This window comes from Bacillus sp. SD127 (assembly GCF_058566445.1).
In genome coordinates this window covers 2,227,066-2,244,679 of the sequence record NZ_CP191226.1, presented here as the reverse complement: position 1 = coordinate 2,244,679, position 17,614 = coordinate 2,227,066, and the positions used below count along the sequence as shown (strand labels likewise).

9 protein-coding genes and 1 tRNA gene are annotated in these 17,614 nt (G+C 43.8%); 2 read left to right on the top strand and 8 right to left on the bottom strand.

All coding sequences use genetic code 11. The annotated features are described in order from the left end of the window. Positions 1–16 precede the first annotated feature (16 nt). The 4 genes from fenC to ACQVGS_RS12005 all read right to left on the bottom strand — a co-directional run bounded on the left by fenC (position 17) and on the right by ACQVGS_RS12005 (position 12,138). A complete protein-coding gene (fenC, locus tag ACQVGS_RS12020; RefSeq protein WP_491830265.1) occupies positions 17–7,699 on the bottom strand; it encodes a fengycin non-ribosomal peptide synthetase FenC in 7,683 nt (2,560 codons plus the stop codon). 432 nt (positions 7,700–8,131) lie between these two features. After that, the gene (dacB, locus tag ACQVGS_RS12015; protein ID WP_400153638.1) at positions 8,132–9,607 is read right to left on the bottom strand and encodes a D-alanyl-D-alanine carboxypeptidase/D-alanyl-D-alanine endopeptidase; all 1,476 of its coding nucleotides are present in this window, start codon (positions 9,605–9,607) and stop codon (positions 8,132–8,134) included. 26 nt (positions 9,608–9,633) lie between these two features. Continuing rightward, positions 9,634–10,608 carry an aldose 1-epimerase gene (galM, locus tag ACQVGS_RS12010; RefSeq protein WP_101861452.1) on the bottom strand — a complete coding sequence of 325 codons (975 nt, stop codon included), beginning with the start codon at positions 10,606–10,608 and terminating at the stop codon, positions 9,634–9,636. A 138-nt stretch (positions 10,609–10,746) separates the two neighbouring features. Beyond that, positions 10,747–12,138 carry an MATE family efflux transporter gene (locus ACQVGS_RS12005; RefSeq protein WP_024121626.1) on the bottom strand — a complete coding sequence of 464 codons (1,392 nt, stop codon included), beginning with the start codon at positions 12,136–12,138 and terminating at the stop codon, positions 10,747–10,749. A 288-nt stretch (positions 12,139–12,426) separates the two neighbouring features. Here ACQVGS_RS12005 and ACQVGS_RS12000 point away from each other — a divergent pair, with 288 nt between their 5' ends. Further along, positions 12,427–12,972: a DL-endopeptidase inhibitor IseA gene (locus tag ACQVGS_RS12000; protein WP_400153636.1), complete on the top strand. Its 546-nt coding sequence runs from the start codon at positions 12,427–12,429 to the stop codon at positions 12,970–12,972. A gap of 59 nt (positions 12,973–13,031) precedes the next feature. Here ACQVGS_RS12000 and ACQVGS_RS11995 read toward each other — a convergent pair. From ACQVGS_RS11995 to ACQVGS_RS11980, 4 genes are all read right to left on the bottom strand, one after another. After that, positions 13,032–14,182, bottom strand: a protein-coding gene (locus tag ACQVGS_RS11995) for an IS3 family transposase (RefSeq protein ID WP_474393193.1) whose coding sequence is annotated in 2 segments (ribosomal slippage) — positions 13,032–13,909 and positions 13,909–14,182 — 1,152 coding nt in all. Because the reading frame shifts where the segments join, the coding sequence is not laid out codon by codon here. Positions 14,183–14,352: 170 nt separating this feature from the next. Then, positions 14,353–14,425 (bottom strand) — tRNA-Arg (locus tag ACQVGS_RS11990). Positions 14,426–14,479: 54 nt separating this feature from the next. Then, positions 14,480–15,025 (bottom strand): site-specific integrase, encoded by a 546-nt coding sequence (locus ACQVGS_RS11985; protein ID WP_188323786.1) that lies wholly within the window; start codon positions 15,023–15,025, stop codon positions 14,480–14,482. Between the two features lie 315 nt (positions 15,026–15,340). Next, positions 15,341–15,571: an excisionase family DNA-binding protein gene (locus tag ACQVGS_RS11980; protein ID WP_491830264.1), complete on the bottom strand. Its 231-nt coding sequence runs from the start codon at positions 15,569–15,571 to the stop codon at positions 15,341–15,343. A gap of 182 nt (positions 15,572–15,753) precedes the next feature. Here ACQVGS_RS11980 and ggt point away from each other — a divergent pair, with 182 nt between their 5' ends. Further along, positions 15,754–17,517, top strand: a complete 1,764-nt coding sequence (ggt, locus tag ACQVGS_RS11975; RefSeq protein WP_095713037.1) for a gamma-glutamyltransferase — start codon at positions 15,754–15,756, stop codon at positions 17,515–17,517. Positions 17,518–17,614: the final 97 nt, after the last annotated feature.

Genomic DNA, 17,614 nt, shown 5'->3' with positions numbered 1-17,614 from the left:
ACACCTTTTCCAAAAGTTAAAGATCTTTAACGAGATTTTCGATGCTAGATAATGCGGATGGCGTTAGTTCTTTGTTGCTGAAATCGCTCAGCGTTTTTTCTCGTTCTTTTTTCTTTGTACAATGCTCAATGATCTCGATAAGATGACTGTGAAAGCTGTCCATCAAACACTGAATTGTGTTTTCGCGGAACACCCGGGTGTATACTGCTTTGACTTGCAGGCGTCCGTCTGTTATCAAAGCATTAATATCGAGCTCGTACTCTCTTTCTCTCTCCCCCGCTATTTCGTAACGAGGCTGATAAGAAGACAGTTGAAACAAATCAGAACCCTCACCTTCGCTGAATTGTCCAAGATAATTGAAGCTGATCTCAGGCTCTTTATGCTGTATGGCTCCCTTTTGTACTAATAAGCCGTAGCCCGTTCCCTTGTGTGGCACTCTTCTCAGCCTGTCCTTTGTCGCTTTGATTCTGTAACCGAGCTGATCTTCAGATGAATGCGGTGCACTCATGTCCAGAAGGATAGGATATATAGAAGTGAACCAACCTACTGTTCGTGAAATATCAATATTCGGAACATGTCCTTCTCTTCCATGGCCCTCAGCGCTGATCACAATTTGTTCGTGTCCGCTCCATTCATAAAGCGCCATTCCTAAAGCAGTCAGCAAAAGTTCGTTGGCATCAGTACCATAGGCTTGCTGCGTTTCAAACAGCAGTTTTTTAGTCCAGTCACTGGCTAATACAAACGCAGCTGTTTCAGCACTGCTTTGATGCCTGTCCGACTCAGCTATGTCCTTAGGCAGAAAAACATTATGGGCATCTAAAATCGTTTGCCAATATGTTATTTCTGATAACAATTGCCGGCTCCCGGCTATCTGTGCCAGACCGCTGGCATATGATAAATAAGAATCGCTTTTCGGCGGCAGTTTGATCTCTGTTTGCTCCAAAGACTGTTGGTAGGCTGCAGCTAAATCTTCAAGCAGAATCCTCCAAGAAACGCCATCTACAGCGAGATGGTGGATCGTAATCAGCAAATGGTCTCCCTCTGTCGTTTTAAACAATCCTGCTTGCAGCAAAGGTCCTTCTTTTACATTCATATTGCTTTGAATCACGATTTCCTCAGCGGCAAATTTTTCTTCCAAGAGTGTGCCTTTTGCCTGTTCCTTTGTCCAATCCGCTAGATGAAATCCGAACAGTTCATTTTCAGTAATCTGAATACCGCGATTGTACTGAACGACACGCCCGGTATGATCCTGTGTAAACACCATGCGAAGCGCGTCATGATGCTCAGTCAATTTGCGCAGCGCTTGGCGAAGCGCGTCAGCATGAAACCCCTTTTCGCTGAAAAGCATGACCGATTGGTTGTAATGATCACGAAAAGCATGACGCTGATCGAAAAATTTGCTCTGAATCGGTGTGAGATCCGCTTCACCTTCGATAGGCCTCTGTTCTGCCTGAGATATCAATGGAGTGATGTGGCTGCTCAGCTCATGAACTGTTGGATAACGGAATAAATCTTGTATAGTCATGCTCCAGCCTTCAGCTGCCAGCCGGGCGGACACTTGCAGTGCTTTAATAGAGTCTCCTCCAAGCTCAAAAAAGGAGTCGTGAATGCCAACTCGAGACACGCTCAGCACGTCCTCCCAAATCTGCGCTGTCATTCCCTGCAATTCGTTGACCGGTGCAGTATACGGCCGCGAGAAAGCTTCATTTGGTACCGGTAAGGCTTTTCTGTCCAGCTTCCCGTTTAATGTCAGCGGCATAGTTTCCAAAGGAATGATATGCGCAGGGATCATATATGCCGGCAGCATTTTCGATAAAGCACCGCGGAGAACCGTTGTATCGGCATCTGAAGGCAGAATATACGCTGCCAAACGAGCCTGTCCATTCGTATCACTTTGAACCGCTACAACCGCTTCATTGACAAGTCCGGTTTGGAGAAGCACACTTTCAATTTCTTCTGTTTCGATCCTGTACCCGTTTATTTTTACTTGATGATCTATCCGGCCAAGAAGCCTGAGAGTGCCGTTTGGAAGCCAGCAAGCCAGATCCCCTGTTCTGTAGAGTCTTTCTCCGGATACAAATGGATTTTTTGTAAATTTCTTTTCCGTTAATTCAAATTTTCCGTGATAGCCCTTGGCAACGCCGGCTCCGCCGATACAAAGCTCGCCGGCAATACCGATCGGCTGTATTTGGTCAGTCTGGCTGAGTACATACAGTTTTACATTGGGAAGCGGGATGCCGATCGGTACGCTGTCTCCCGAATACTCTTCACCCATATTCATTTCATAGTAACTTGAATCAATCGTGGCCTCTGTGACCCCGTAACTATTGATTAAGCGCATTTTGTTTCCGAAACGGTCCGCCAATGTTTTGAAATCATGGGCTTTCACCATATCCGAACCAAGAATAAGGATGTCTAAGTCAGGAAGACTGAGCTTGTTGCGGTAAACATATTCCATAAATGGGACAATGAGTGCCGGTGTTGACTCCATGATCGTGATACGCTGGCGGTTCATCAATGCATATAATTCAGCAGGCTCAAGCCTTGTTTCATCAGGGCATATGACTAGAGTCCCTCCGTTGGCCAATGTTCTCGCCAAGTCTCCTGAAAAGACATCAAAGGAAAAACTCGCCATTTGAAGCAGCCTGACAGGCATTTGATCGAGCTGATATATGCTGCGCCATGCAAGAACAGCATGAGCAAAGTTGCGGTGCGTAACGATAACGCCTTTAGGCGCACCGGTTGTTCCTGACGTATAAATGATGTATGCCGAGTCCTCCGGGGCAGGAGATGAAGCAAGGTTGCATCTTTTTGCTTCATAGAAACTTTCATCATCAAGACAGATGCGAGAAATATCACCTATATCTGAGCCTGCAATCAAATGCTTTACTTCATTCTGTAAAAGAAGAATTTCAGCCCCGCTGTCTTTGAGAAGGTATTCAATCCGGGCTTTTGGATAATGAGAATCTATCGGAATATACACGCCGCCGGCTTTCATAACGGCTAAAATACCAACAATAGCATCAATGGATCGCTCTGCTAAAACAGCAACGATTGGCTGCGTCTCTTTTCCTTTTTCTTGCAGTGTGCGCGCCAGACGATTGGCTTTTTCGTTGAGATGGCGATAGCTGATCTGTTTTTCACCGTCCATAACAGCAATATGCTCCGGTGTCTCTTCAGCCCTCTTTTCAAACATGCGATGAAAAACGGTATCAGTTTGAGAACATTCAACGTGGGTTTTGTTGAGTTCTATCAAAATCTTTTGTTTTTCTTTTTCGCTGAGTATATTCACTTGTGAGAGAGTTGTATTAGGATCTGACGTGGCAGCACGCAAAAATTCGGTAAAATGAGCCGTCCAGCGTTCAATTGTCGTTCTCATAAATACGTCGGTACTAAATTCCATGTCACATTTGATGACTCCATCTGATTCAACCGCAATCAACGTCATGTCAAATACAGAAATTTGATGAATGACATTTGCAGGCCGTGCTTTTATGTCTCCAAGATTAATGTCTTGTTTGTCCATATTTTGAAGAATAAACATCGCATCAAACACTGGATTTCGGCTCATATCCCTTGTCACGCCGAGCTTATCGACAAGCTCTTCGAACGGATAATCCTGATGTTCGTAAGCTTCCAATGCGGTCTCACGCACTTCCTGCAAAAATTGCGCAAATGGCTTCCCGCCCTCCGGGCGTGCCCGAAGCGCCAGGGTGTTGACGAACATTCCAAGTATCGACTCAAGATCTTTGTGAGGACGTCCGGCAATTGGTGACCCGACGATGATGTCTTCCTGTCCGCTTAAGCGCGCCAATAACGCTGTGTAAGCTGCCAGGAGCACCATGTACAGGGTGCTTCCGTTCTCGCGTGCGAGCTTGTGAAGCCCGGCTGTGAGTTCTTGATCGAGCGTAAATGAGACTTGATCACCCGCGAAGCTTCGCACCGGCGGCCGGGCGTAATCAGCCGGCAGGTCCAGTACGGGCAGCTCGCCTTCGAGCTGCTTCAGCCAGTATGCCTCCTGCGTCTTGTACGTGTCTCCTTTTTTAAAGGCCTCCTGCCATACGGCATAGTCTTTATATTGAATGTGAAGCGGAGGAAGCTCCTGATTGGCGTACAGCTCCCCGAATTCCCGAATGAGCGTATTGACTGACACACCGTCTGAAATAATGTGATGCATATCGACCAGTAATAGATGCCGCCCGTCTGATACCTTGACGATTCCCGCCCGGAACAGCGGAGCTTGGCTGAGGTCAAACGGCTGGATAAAAGCTGCCGCGGCTTCCTGTTCAGTTTGTCCGCCGAGCACAGAGGTGTGGAATGTAAACGGCACTTCGTCATGGATGCGCTGAACCGGCTCGCCGCCTGTGTCCGTTGTAAAGGACGTGCGCAGTGACTCGTGGCGTTTGATCAGCTTTTTGAATACGGCATCCATTCTTGTAAGATCCAGCTTTCCTTCCAGCTCCAAGACTGCCGGCATATTGTAGCCTGTGCCTCCATCCTCCAGCTGCTGGAGCACATACATCCGCTTTTGGGCGGAGGAAACCGGGTAGGTCTCGCGTTTTTCAGCCGGCTTAATGGCTTCATACGGACTTTCCGTTCCTTCGCTGATGACAGAAGCCAAACCTTCTACCGTCGGATGGGCAAACACATCCTTCAGCGGCACTTGGACGCCGAGTTCCTTGGCGATCCGGGAGACAAGCGCGGTGGCTTTTAAGGAATGGCCGCCCCGGTCAAAAAAGTTGTCGTGAATGCCGACAGGGCCGCTTTTCAGCACTTCCTCCCACAGCTGGGAAAGCTTCATCTCTGTCAGATTTCTCGGCGCTGTGTAGATTTCCCGATCTGCCGCTCCGTCAGGAGCAGGCAGCGCTTTTCGGTCGAGCTTTCCGCTCGGGGTAACCGGCCATTGTTCCATCTCAATGATATGAGCAGGAATCATATAGCCCGGCAGCAATGTCTCAAGCTGCTTGCGCACTTCATTTCTTCCGAGCCCTTCCGCATACGCACATAATTCCGCCTCGCCGCTTTCTGTACGAACGGTTACAGCCGCTTCCCGCACGCCTTCTATGCTTCTGAGCGCCGCTTCGATTTCTCCCGGCTCAATCCGGTAGCCGCGGATTTTCACCTGGTCATCCAGACGGCCAAGGAATTCAACCTGTCCGTCTGGCAGCCAGCGCGCCAAATCACCCGTTTTGTACATGCGTTCACCCGGATAAAATGGATCATCAAGAAAACGTTCTTCTGTTAATTCCGGACGATTCAAGTAGCCTCTGGCGACGCCGGCTCCGGCGATATACAATTCTCCCGCTACGCCGACAGGCTGTACGGCTAAATGAGGATCTAACACATACAGACGCGCGCCAGGCACGGGTTTTCCGATCGGAAGGCGCAAGCGATCCTTGTCCAGCTCAGGATTACACGAGTAAAATGCCGCATCAACGGTTGCTTCTGTCGGCCCGTAGCCGTGGACCAGTGATGTCTCCGGCAGCAAAGAAGCGAAACGGGCTGCCGTATGGGGTGCCAGCGGTTCACCTCCGGCGAATACGCGCTTCAGGCTTCTCGGTGCCTCTATTTCTGCTTGATCCAAAAAGCTGTTCAGCATGGCCGGGATAAAATGGGCAATTGTAACGCCTTCCTCTCGAATGGCTTTTACCATCAATGCCGGATCTTTCTCCCATTCGGACGGAAGCAGATAGGCCGAAGCACCTGAAAGCGTCCACCAAAACAGCTGCCAGACAGATGCATCAAAGGAAAAAGACGTTTTCATCATAATGATGTCGTCTTCCTCTAAAGGAAACTGCATCTGCATGCCGGTCAGAAAGGAAACCGCCTGGCGGTGCTCCACGGCGACCCCTTTCGGCCGTCCAGTGGAGCCCGACGTATAGATCACATAGGCGAGAGAATCGCTGTCTGCTTGATGAAGAGAGTAATATTCAGATTCTTCATTCGCAAGAGCCGTCATATCCACTTCAAGTGTCTTTCCGGAAAAATCAGGTGCCTTTAATCCCGGCTGCGTCAGCAACAATGCTGCCCCGCTGTCTTTCAGCATATAGCTCAGCCGCTCCTCTGGATATACAGGATCAAGCGGCACATAAGCTCCGCCTGCCTTTAATACGGCGAGAACGGCTGTCAGCATGTCCGGCGACCGCTCGCTTAGAACACCGACAATGCTTTCCTTCGTGATACCATGCGCCGTAAGGCGCACTGCCAGCCTGTTGGCGTACATGTCAAGCTGCGCGTAAGTCAGCGAACCGCCAGAAAAGCGTAAGGCCGTTCGATCCGGCGTCAAAGCTGCCTGACGTTCAAACAGACCGTGCAGCGTCGAAGCTGCAGGCGAAACAGCTTTCGTTCTGTTAAATTCATACAAAACTTTTTCTTTCTCACGTTTTTCTGCCATATCTAATTCTTTTATAGTACTATGCGGATTTTGAAGCGCGTTTTCCAGCAACGTAAGCAGGTGGTGCTGAATCCGTTTAATGTCCTCAAGAGAAAATAAGATATTTTGATAGTCGAAATTTAATTGAATGGCTCCAGTATCTATCCGCTCCTGTATTTGAACAGAAAGCTCATTCGCGGTGTATCCGCTGAAATAAAGCGCCGTCTCATAGTTCAAATCATCCGCTTTTTGCCACTGAAGCGGATGGTACTGCATTGATATACCGATCAGGTTGTGTAAATCCTTGTGTTCTTTTCTTAATTCATTCACCAGCAAATTATAAGGAAATCTTTGATGGCGCATGACTGAAAGCTGTTCTCTGCCGACACTGCGTACAAAGGAAAGAAAATCGGCGTCAGAATCAACCGTTTTTCTGATTGGAAGAGAGCTGACAAACATGCCAAGCATTTCTTTCTCCGCCTTTGACCCCCTGTTTCCATAGTAGGTTCCGATCGCAAGGTCCGTTTTAGAGGTGATGCGGCTGATACATATGTAAAATGAAGCCATAAATAAGGAAATCATACTGATTTTCTGTTCTTCGCAAAAAGCTTGGATGGTATGTGCTAGGTAAGGTGAAAGTGTGATAGTATCTCTCGATGCGGAGGTACTCTGCTTTTGTGAAGTGCTCTGTCCGGTTAGTGAGTGGTATTCCGGCGGCTGTTGGTAGGTTTGCGTCCAAAACAAATGGTCTTTTTCAAAACGTGAAGATTGTAAGTACTGCCTCTCTTTTTCTATGTAGCTAATGTAGGAAGGCTCTTGCTCATCGGGTATAGGCTCCCCTTTTTTGATTTTTTGATACAGATTAATAATTTGATTTCCCATCAAATTTAAAGAGATGCCGTCCATGATAATATGATGGAATTTCGCATATAGCCAAATTTCATGGGGGTGGATTCTAAGGAGATAAAATTGATACAGAGGCGAATCAAGCAGCTTAAACGGAATTCTGGCTTGATCATGAATCCATTGCTCTGTTTCAGTCATTTCAGCATTTGTAAAATCTATTATTTCAAGTGATAATCCTTTGTATTCTGCAAGATACAGACGAGGCTCTGACTCCGATTCAATTCCTTCTGTCAGCTGGAACCTGATTGCATCATTACGGGAGATTGAAAGGTTCAGAGCCAACTGAAGAGCATCAAGATCAACATCACCCCTGAATTTTACACAGGCGGTCAGATTACAGATGCTTGTACCAGGCTCCAACAGTTCAGTAAACCAAACTCTCCTTTGGGCATGAGTTAAACCATAAGTATTTTCTTTCAACGAATTCCCTCCAATTCTAATTTATAAGAGGATAAGAAACTGAAATAATTATAATAAAAAGAAATTATATGACTATATAATCCATATATGCATTATATTAACCGAATTTTTTTAAAGTACAATAAAAAATATAAAATTTTTATAACATTTTTTTGAATATAGTATTAATTATTTATTTTTCTTGATTAATTTTATTAGGATTTCGAATGTAAAGTTATGAAAGTATCGATTTTTAATAGTTCTTCATCACTAGATTTTTTCTTCGTTTATTTAATTTCATATGAGGATAGTGTTGAACCGTTTATAAGATATTCTCCGCCTCAGTATCAGTTACATTTCTACAATATTTAGCTGGATGTTTTAAAAACAAGCGCAATAATGTAAAAAGAAATATAAAAAAACCTGTTTTCGCGGAAAACAGGTTTAGCGTTTTTATTGATTTGCCAAAATAACAGCAATTTGATCCTCAATGTCTTTGCCATCCGAGTCATCAATCAAACCGTTTAGAAGAATAGAGAAAACGAGCGTTTTTCCGCTCTTTGTTTCTGCATAGCCAGACAGAGAGCTGACAGTGCTTAAGGACCCGGTCTTTGCCCTTATTTTTCCTTCTGCCGGGGTATCTTTCATGCGGTTTCTTAGCGTCCCGCCTACCAATCTGTCACTGTGCCCCGCTTCCGGCAGAGCATGCAGATAAGGTTGAAACCACTTTTCATCTTGGATGTCATATAACAGCTTTGTGATTTGGTCTGATGATACGGCGTTGATATGAGAGACCCCGGAACCGTCCCTCAAAATAAGTGTTTTGGGATCAACGCTGAAATTCGGAAGCGTACTGTTTAGCACTTCAAGCCCTTTTTCCCAGCTGCCCTCTCCTTTTTCCACTTTCCCCATCTCTTTTACAAGTACCTCGGCGTGTCCGTTATTGCTTAATTTCATAAAAGGAAGAAATAGCTTAGACAAAGGCATTGAGTGATGAGTGGCCAGTACGTCTGAAGAGTCGGGCGCTGTGCCCATTATGATTTCCCCTTTTACTGTAATGCCTTGTTTTTTAAGAGCCTGCTTAAATAAATCTAAAGCATATCCTGCCGGCTCCCAGACGGAAATCCACTCTTTTGTTTTGCTTGCATCAACCGGTATGCTCCCTTTAATCGTGATAGTATTGGTTCCATGTTCTCTTTCGATAGAAAGATCTTTCTTTTTTCCCGCCTCAACTGTTTTCGCCTCATTCTCAATCGCTACATAATCCGTTTTTGGTGACACTGATATTGCTGGCTTTTGTCCTTCTTTCTTTCCCGGGCTGGCTTCTACTATCACAGTGCCTGCATCATAGTCCTCATTTGGAGACGCTGTCAGTGCGGAAATTTGCGCGCCGTAATAAGTGTACTCATCACTCCATGGCAAATCAGGCGAATAGCGGAGATGATCATACCATGAGTCATCGGCGACAAGATTGCCTTTTATGGACTTGATGCCGGATTTTTTCAGCTTTTCGGCCATTTGATCAAAATCAGATGGTAAAAGTGTCGGATCTCCTTTTCCTTTCAGATAAAGGTTGCCATTCAGTTTTTGTCCTTTAAGGCGGCCGTCTGTCCGCACTTCTGTTGTGAAAGAATAATCCTCACCGAGAACAGAAAGTGCCGCGGCGGCTGTAAAAAGCTTCAAAGAAGAGGCGGGTCTCATCCGGACATCCCCTAAATGGTCGTAAATGACGTCGCCTGTTTCTGCAGAACGGACAGTAATGCCGGCCATTGCACCTTTTAAAGCAGGTTCATTGGCTAAAATGGTTTCAATCTGCCCGGCAAGTGTATCCTGTTCTTCAGCCGCCTGTACAGCATGATGCATATATGGAATGGAAGCAAAGATGAAAAGCAGCAATATTACAAAATAAAGCTTCATGCTTTTTCCCATTTTCTTATCCCGCCTCTCCTGATTGGCTATCGATGATTACGCTCAATCGTGATGCTGCTTTTTACTGTCTTCTCTTCACCAGGCTCTAACACATGTAAGCCAGTGAGTGACGAAGGGAGATCAAGGTTAACTGCGTTTGTCACCCATGTATAAGGCTCCGGACATAAATACCCTTGTGTTCCATCAGCATTATACACAACCCAATGCTTAAATTGTTCATCCGCCTTGTAGATCATATTCAGGTGTGCATGCTGATGGTAAATGACGGCCTGATTTTCTCCTCCTCTCTTCTGATAAGAAGATAAAAAGACATCATCAAGCTGCTGCCGCAAGAGCATTCCTTCGTGCAAAGCTTCCTGATTTGGTATATCGATCAGCTTTCCGGTCGGCAATAAACGTTCATCCAATTCCCATTGCTGATCAGCAGTAAGAGAAAATAAAGAGCTCTCTTCTGGGAAAACGAAGGTCGTATGATAACCAAGCCCCCAAGGAAATGCATCCTTCCCTTTATTCATGATCGTGGCATGCTTATAAAGAGTGTTATCTTTTAAAATGTATGTCATCCGTACAACAGCATGATGCGGAAATTGTTTATAAACATGGGGAATTTCCGATAGATCAATTTCAGTTTCTATGATCACTTCTTCGTCTGTTTGTTTCATCGTTATGATGTCCCACTTTTTGTCATAGAGAAAGCCGTGGAGGTGATGGTGTTTATCTTTTTCATTGATATCAAAATGATACGTTCTGCCCCGGAAAATGAACGTTCCGTCACTTATGCGGTTAGGCGGAAACAAAATGGGAATTCCATACAATGTAGGTGTGTCATGAAAGCTTTCAGTTGTTTCCGGTTCTCGTAAAAGGTGCATCTTTGTTTCTTTGTCTACGAGAGAAATGACGTTGCTGCCCCACTCAGGCACGACTATTATTTCCAAATGCTCATTACCCGCTTTGACAGCTGGTGTTCCTAAATACGTCATCTTTTCAATATAATTTGTCATGTGTACTCAACCTCTCCTTAGTTCAATGCTTATATATAAATTCAATTCAGTGTGCACTATTTCCTCCATTTTATGTTTTCCCTTTTGTCTTTAAGTAAACAAAAAACACCATTCAAAATGAACGGTGTTTTTTGGAGTTTATTGAATCAGACGTGTAATCTGCTTCTTTTTCCAAATGAATTGATAATACCCGTAAATCAAAAGCAAACTCACAGCAAATGCTGCCGGATAGCCTACCCAAATGCCGAGTATTTCAAGATTTGTATAGTGAGACAGAACAAACGCAACCGGCACCTCGATTCCCCAGATGGCAAAAATACTGATAAGGGTCGGCCATAAAACCGTTCCGCTTGCACGCATCGTCGCAGAAATAATTTGGGCATTCCCAAACAGCAAATAGCTCCATAATGTAATCATCAAAAGCCTGTGTGCAATGTAAAGGGTATCTTTCTCGGTCAAAAATAATGCTAAAATCTGATGTGCAAAAAGATAGATAAGGAGGATCAGCACACCGCCAATGATATAATTCAGCCAAATACCGACCCGAATGACTTGCTTTAACCGGTCAAACTCATTCGCTCCAATAGATTGAGCGGCGAAAATAGACACCGCGATCCCCAGACTGACAGCCGGCATTTGCACATAGCTGGCTACCTGATTGACCACGCCGTATGCTGCTGTTGCATCAGAGCCATAATGATTGACGAATGAAATGACTGCTATTTCCGATAGTGAGACGAGAATCATGTTAATGCTTGACGGAATACCAAGACGCAGCAGAAGCGCCAGCAATTCCTTATCCATTTTCAAATAACGCCGTACTGTCTTATCAAATTGCAGCGGGTGTTTCGTTTTCCGCAGATACACCAATAATACGATAAAGGTCACAATTGTAGAAATAACGGTTGCGTAAGCAGAGCCGTAAATGCCCAGCTTCGGCAAGCCGAACATGCCGAGAATGAAGATCGGTAAAAGTGCTATATTGATGACTGTGCTTACTATCAATGTATAAAACGGTGTCTTAGAATCTCCTGTCCCCCGCAAGAATGTGGTATAAGCAAAATATAAAAACATAAACGGCATTGCGCAAAATAAGATACGCGCATAGCTGACACTGACATGAATTACATTTTCCGGCGTTCCCATGAGACGCAGAATATCTAAGGTGAATATACTGCCGATCACAGCTAACACAATTCCTAATAAAAAGGTGAATGTCAGCGTTGTTCCGACAACGGCCTTTAACCGTTCCTCATTTTTTGCCCCGTAGGCTTGCCCGATAAGAATGGAACTGCCGGAACCGATGCCGATCGTAAATGAAATGAGAAGAAAAAACAGCGGGAAAAAGGATGAGACAGCTGCAAGCGCATCTACGCCAAGCCATCTGCCCACAGCGACCATCCCAACTAATTGGCCCACTGATTGCAGCACATTGCTCAGAAGGAGCGGCACTAAAAATAGTGACATTGACCGCCAAACAGATGGATTGCTCTTCTTCTTAGATACGGGATTTTCTTGTAATGTTTCCATATGAATGACTCCTTTATTTAAACTCGTTTCACTAACGTGCTCCCGTTTCTTTTGAAATGAACACGACATGCAACATGTAACTATTCACCACAGTACTTATAAAACCCTTCCCGATTCTCCTATTTTTACACATTTTTCAATCTGCAAGAATAAACTAGCGCGATACAGCATAGTCTTTTGGTGAGATGAAAGAATAAAAAATAATTTATGCAAAAGTATTGTAATCTAAACGTAACTATTGTAACATTTGTAACATAAGAGAAAGAGATTTTAAAGGAGAGAGCCACATTGAAAAAATATCTTCTATTTCTAACCACTATTGCACTTATTCTGTCATTAAACACAAATGCATTTGCGAAAAACACATCCGGGGATTTATCACAAAAACAAGCATTGCAGCTGGCACTAACAGCAAGAGAGCATTTTTGGAATACAATGAGCGGGCACAATCCAAAAGTGAAAAAAGCAGTTTGCCCATCAGGCACATTCGAGCATCAAAATCTTCAGTACGTATACATGTGCAGTGACCTTGGCACAAAAGAAAAAGCTGTGAATTACTTAACACCTATTTTCTCAAAAACAGCGATTGAAAAAGGCTTTAAAGACTATCATTTCATTGTCTCAAAAGGAAAACTGGCTGTTCCGGTCGGTGACGGAGACAATCTCTTAAATTGGAAAAAATCAACCGCTAAACTCATTTCTAAAAAAGGCGGCACAGTCACATATGAATTTACCGTTCCTACTTTGGACGGATCACCTTCAGCAAAACGGAAAGTGACATTTGTAAAAGAGAACAAAAAGTGGAAAGTAAATCGCTTTGACGCAGTTATATAAGAAAAAAACGCCCGAGAAAGGGACTGACCCCCGTTTTTGAGACAGGGATCAAAACACTTTTATACAGCCAATTGCCGATAGCTTATCGGTGATTGGCTGTTTAGTTTCGTTTGAATACGAATGTTGTTATAATAATAAATGTATTCTTTGACAGTGCGTTCTACGATGGCGGTCGTGGTTCGATCAATGCTGTTAAGATAGAACGTTTCAGACTTTAGTGAGGAATGAAACGATTCGATGGAGGCATTATCAGCGGGCGTCCCTTTGCGGGACATGCTCATGGTAATGCCTTTTGTTTTAACAGCTTTCTGATACTCATAAGATGTATACACAGATCCTTGGTCACTATGTAACACGCAGTTCTGAGGCAGTGTTGGCAGCTGATCAAGTGTGTTTAAGACAAAGTCTGTGTCCTGCTTATCTCCAATCGTGAAAGCAATCACTTCTCCAGTGTATACATCCAATATACTGGAAAGGTACAATTGTTTCTGTCCATAAGGCAAATATGTGATGTCCGTTACTAGTTTTTCAAGAGGATGATCAGACTGAAAGTTCCGATCTAATATATTATCAACCACGGCATATGGCTGCCCATTCTTCTTGCGTTTTTTCACCTTAACCCGGCACTGCCACTGATTTTTCTGCATGATACGCTGAACCGTTTTATGGTTAATACGCATTTCCTTTTTTAATATAGCTGTAATTTTTCGATATCCATATCGATACTTGTGCTCTCGGCACAACGTGCCGATTTGTTTTTCCAAATGGCACTTGGGATGATCTATCATCAGGTTCTTCTTCCAACGATAATAAGACGCTCGTGAGATACCTAAATGAACACAGATATTCTGTACGGTCATTGTGCCGTGCAATACTTCTACAAGTTCGACTGACGTTTGGCTATCAACTTCCTTTCCAATTCGTTGTACTTTTTTAAAACCTCATTCTGTTGTCTCAGATAACGGTTCTCTGCCTGCAGTTTCTCTAATTCGGAAGCATACTCCGGACCTTTTCCGTAAGTGTATTGCTTACCAACAAGCTGTTCGAATCGATGTGTATCCCCAGCTTTATGCCATCTAACCCATGTCTGAACCTGCGTCTTATTCTTGATATTCAATTCCTGCATGATCTCTTTCATAGGCACGCCTGCCAATCTCATTTCTACAGCCTTCTGTTTGACTTCAATCGGATAACTCATTCTTGTTCCCATACAAAAAACACCTCTAAGTCTTATTTCGGATAACAACTATCCGTTTTCAAACTTGAAGGTGTTTTTTATTTGTCTCATCTTTATGGGGTCAGTCCCGAAAAACGGGCGTTTTTTATGTTAAGCATAAAAAGGGCAACGGACGTATCGTCCATTGCCCTTTTGTTTTATTACGCTCTAGGAGAGATTCGAACTCCCGACCTGCAGTTTAGGAAACTGCTGCACTATCCGCTGTGCTACTAGAGCTTTTTTGATATCTATATAGTAGCTCCGATTGTCACGATTTTCAAGCGATTTGATTTACAGCCCTCCAAATACCTTATAAGCAGCTCTTGTTGTATCTTCATCGATTCCAATATAACGCATTGTAATCGAAGGTGATGAATGATTAAGGATCCTCTGCAGCTCAGCGATATCTTTTGTCCGCTGGTAGAAATGATAGCCAAATGTTTTCCGGAGCGTATGGGTCCCTATTTCCTCAAGTCCGCACGCTTCGGCTGCCTCTCTTAAAATTCTGTATGCCTGAATGCGTGAAATTGGCTTTCTGGTTCGGACAGATTTAAAGAGGTATTCATTTTCTTTCATATCTTTCGTATACTCGTATATTTCTGCTTTCAAAGATTCTAAAATGAGAATCTTCCTTTTCTTTTTAGTTTTACTTTCAGTCGCCCATAAATGGTCTTTATTTCTGACATCTTTCACTTGAAGCGGCAAAATATCAGAAATTCGGAGCGCGCTGTTAATGCCGAAAATAAACAAAAAATAATCACGCTTGTTTTTGCTGCGTAAATAATGTTTTACATCTTGAATTTTCTCTAAACTGCGGATCGGCTGTACAATATGCATCAAAAAACTCCTTAAAAACCGTTATGTAACGTTTTGAGGTCTATGTTACTATTATAGCGGAAAAACGTTGAATGTCAAAGTCCGGGAGCACTTATGTAACATAATATACATAGTGTTACATAAGCAGAAAAGAGATCTCTTGAAACGCCCTATCTTCTGAAATGGCATTTACAGGCTCATATAAAGCTTTTTCGCCTCCTGAGACAAATCACTCTGACCCTTCCTGAAAAAGCCCTTATAACGCAATATGACGCTTTTCTTTTCGAGATGCTCACAAAAAATATGCAAAAAAAAGACACAATTTGAAATTGTGTCCTAGTCTTCATCCTTTACATCAATATCTTCTGGGATCGGTTCATTTAATATTTCCTGCACGAGCGCTTTGTAATTTTCCAGCTGTTCGAGATGCGTTTTGAACTGTCCCTTATAAATCAAAAATTGCTCACCGTCATGAACGGCCCTGATTTTACCTTGGAGCACCAAACTTTTAATATAATCCTCTGAAAGATTTGCATATTCTGCTGTTTCTTTAATCGTTAAATACATATAGCATTCCTTTCTGAATCCGTATGCTGTTTCTACTATAGCACATGACTCACCCCAATATAATCAATTTCACACAGAAATAAGGCCGAATGATATAGATAATATACCATTTGTCACTTGTGAAACCGCTGTATTTTTTTTACGCTAAGATTGTAACATAACAGCTTAATAGGAGGGAGAACATGAAAAAAACGTGGAACGTCTGTTTAGCAGCCATGCTTAGTGTTCTGTTAGTCGCTGGAAGTGCTCCATTTCACGCGGAAGCTAAAAAGCCGCCCAAAGGCTATGACGAGTACAAACAAGTAGATGTAGGCAAAGACGGAATGGTTGCGACTGCGCATCCTCTCGCTTCAGAGATCGGAGCTGACGTCCTGAAAAAAGGCGGAAATGCCATTGACGCGGCGGTTGCCATTCAGTTTGCGCTTAATGTCACAGAACCGATGATGTCAGGTATTGGCGGCGGCGGTTTTATGATGGTGTATGACGGAAAAACAAAAGATACGACGATCATTGACAGCCGTGAACGCGCTCCCGCAGGCGCAACTCCGGATATGTTTCTCGATGAAAACGGCAAAGCGATACCTTTCTCCGAACGTGTCACAAAAGGTACTGCCGTTGGTGTTCCGGGTACACTGAAAGGGCTGGAAAAAGCCTTGGATACATGGGGAACCCGTTCGATGAAACAATTAATTTCCCCCTCTATAAAACTCGCTGATAAAGGCTTTCCGATTGATTCAGTGTTAGCAGATGCGATTTCTGATTATCAGGAAAAATTATCACGGACTGCCGCTAAGGATGTATTTCTGCCGAATGGCGAGCCGCTTAAAGAAGGCGATACGCTCATTCAAAAAGATCTGGCCAAAACCTTTAAGCTCATTCGTTCGAAAGGCATAGACGCCTTTTACGAAGGCAGATTTGCCAAAGCCCTTTCTGATACTGTTCAGGATTTTGGGGGATCAATGACCGAAAAAGATTTAGAAAATTATGACATTACAATTGACGAACCAATTTGGGGAGAATATCAAGGCTATCAAATCGCAACGACTCCTCCTCCAAGCTCTGGCGGCGTTTTCTTGCTGCAAATGCTAAACATTCTCGATGATTTTAACCTTTCACAATATGATATCCGCTCATGGGAAAAATACCATCTGCTCGCTGAAACCATGCATTTGTCTTACGCTGACCGTGCAGCTTATGCAGGCGATCCCGAATTTGTAAATGTTCCTCTCAAAGGTTTGCTTCACCCCGACTATATAAAAGAGCGCCAGCAATTAATCAGTTTAGATGAAGTCAACAAAAAACCAAAAGCCGGTGATCCTTGGAAATACGAAGAAGGAACCGCAAACTATAAGCAAGTCGAACAGCCGAATGATAAAGTAGACGGCCAAACGACACACTTTACCGTCGCGGACCGCTGGGGCAATGTTGTTTCCTATACAACAACAATTGAACAGCTGTTTGGCACAGGCATTATGGTTCCTGATTACGGCGTCATTTTAAACAATGAACTAACAGATTTTGATGCGGTTCCAGGCGGAGCCAACGAAGTTCAGCCGAACAAGCGGCCATTAAGCAGCATGACTCCGACGATTTTGTTTAAAGATGACAAACCAGTTCTCACAGTCGGATCTCCTGGAGGGGCAACGATTATTTCTTCCGTGCTGCAAACCATCCTCTATAATATAGAATATGGAATGGAATTAAAAGCAGCGGTTGAAGAGCCGAGAATTTACACAAACAGTATGAGCTCCTACAGATACGAAGACGGAGTTCCAGAGAATGTACTCAGCAAATTAAAAGACATGGGCCATAAATTCGGCACAAGTCCAGTGGACATCGGAAACGTGCAAAGCATTTTTATCGACCGTGAAAACGGCACCTTCAAAGGAGTAGCCGATTCAAGCAGAAACGGCGCAGCGATCGGAATTAATTTAAAACATAAATAAAAAAGAAAAACTGTACTCATTTTTGCCGAGTACAGTTTTTTGCTGTGAACGATTAATCTTGCCTATGGTCCCCGCAAACTCCTTAACGGTCGGTACG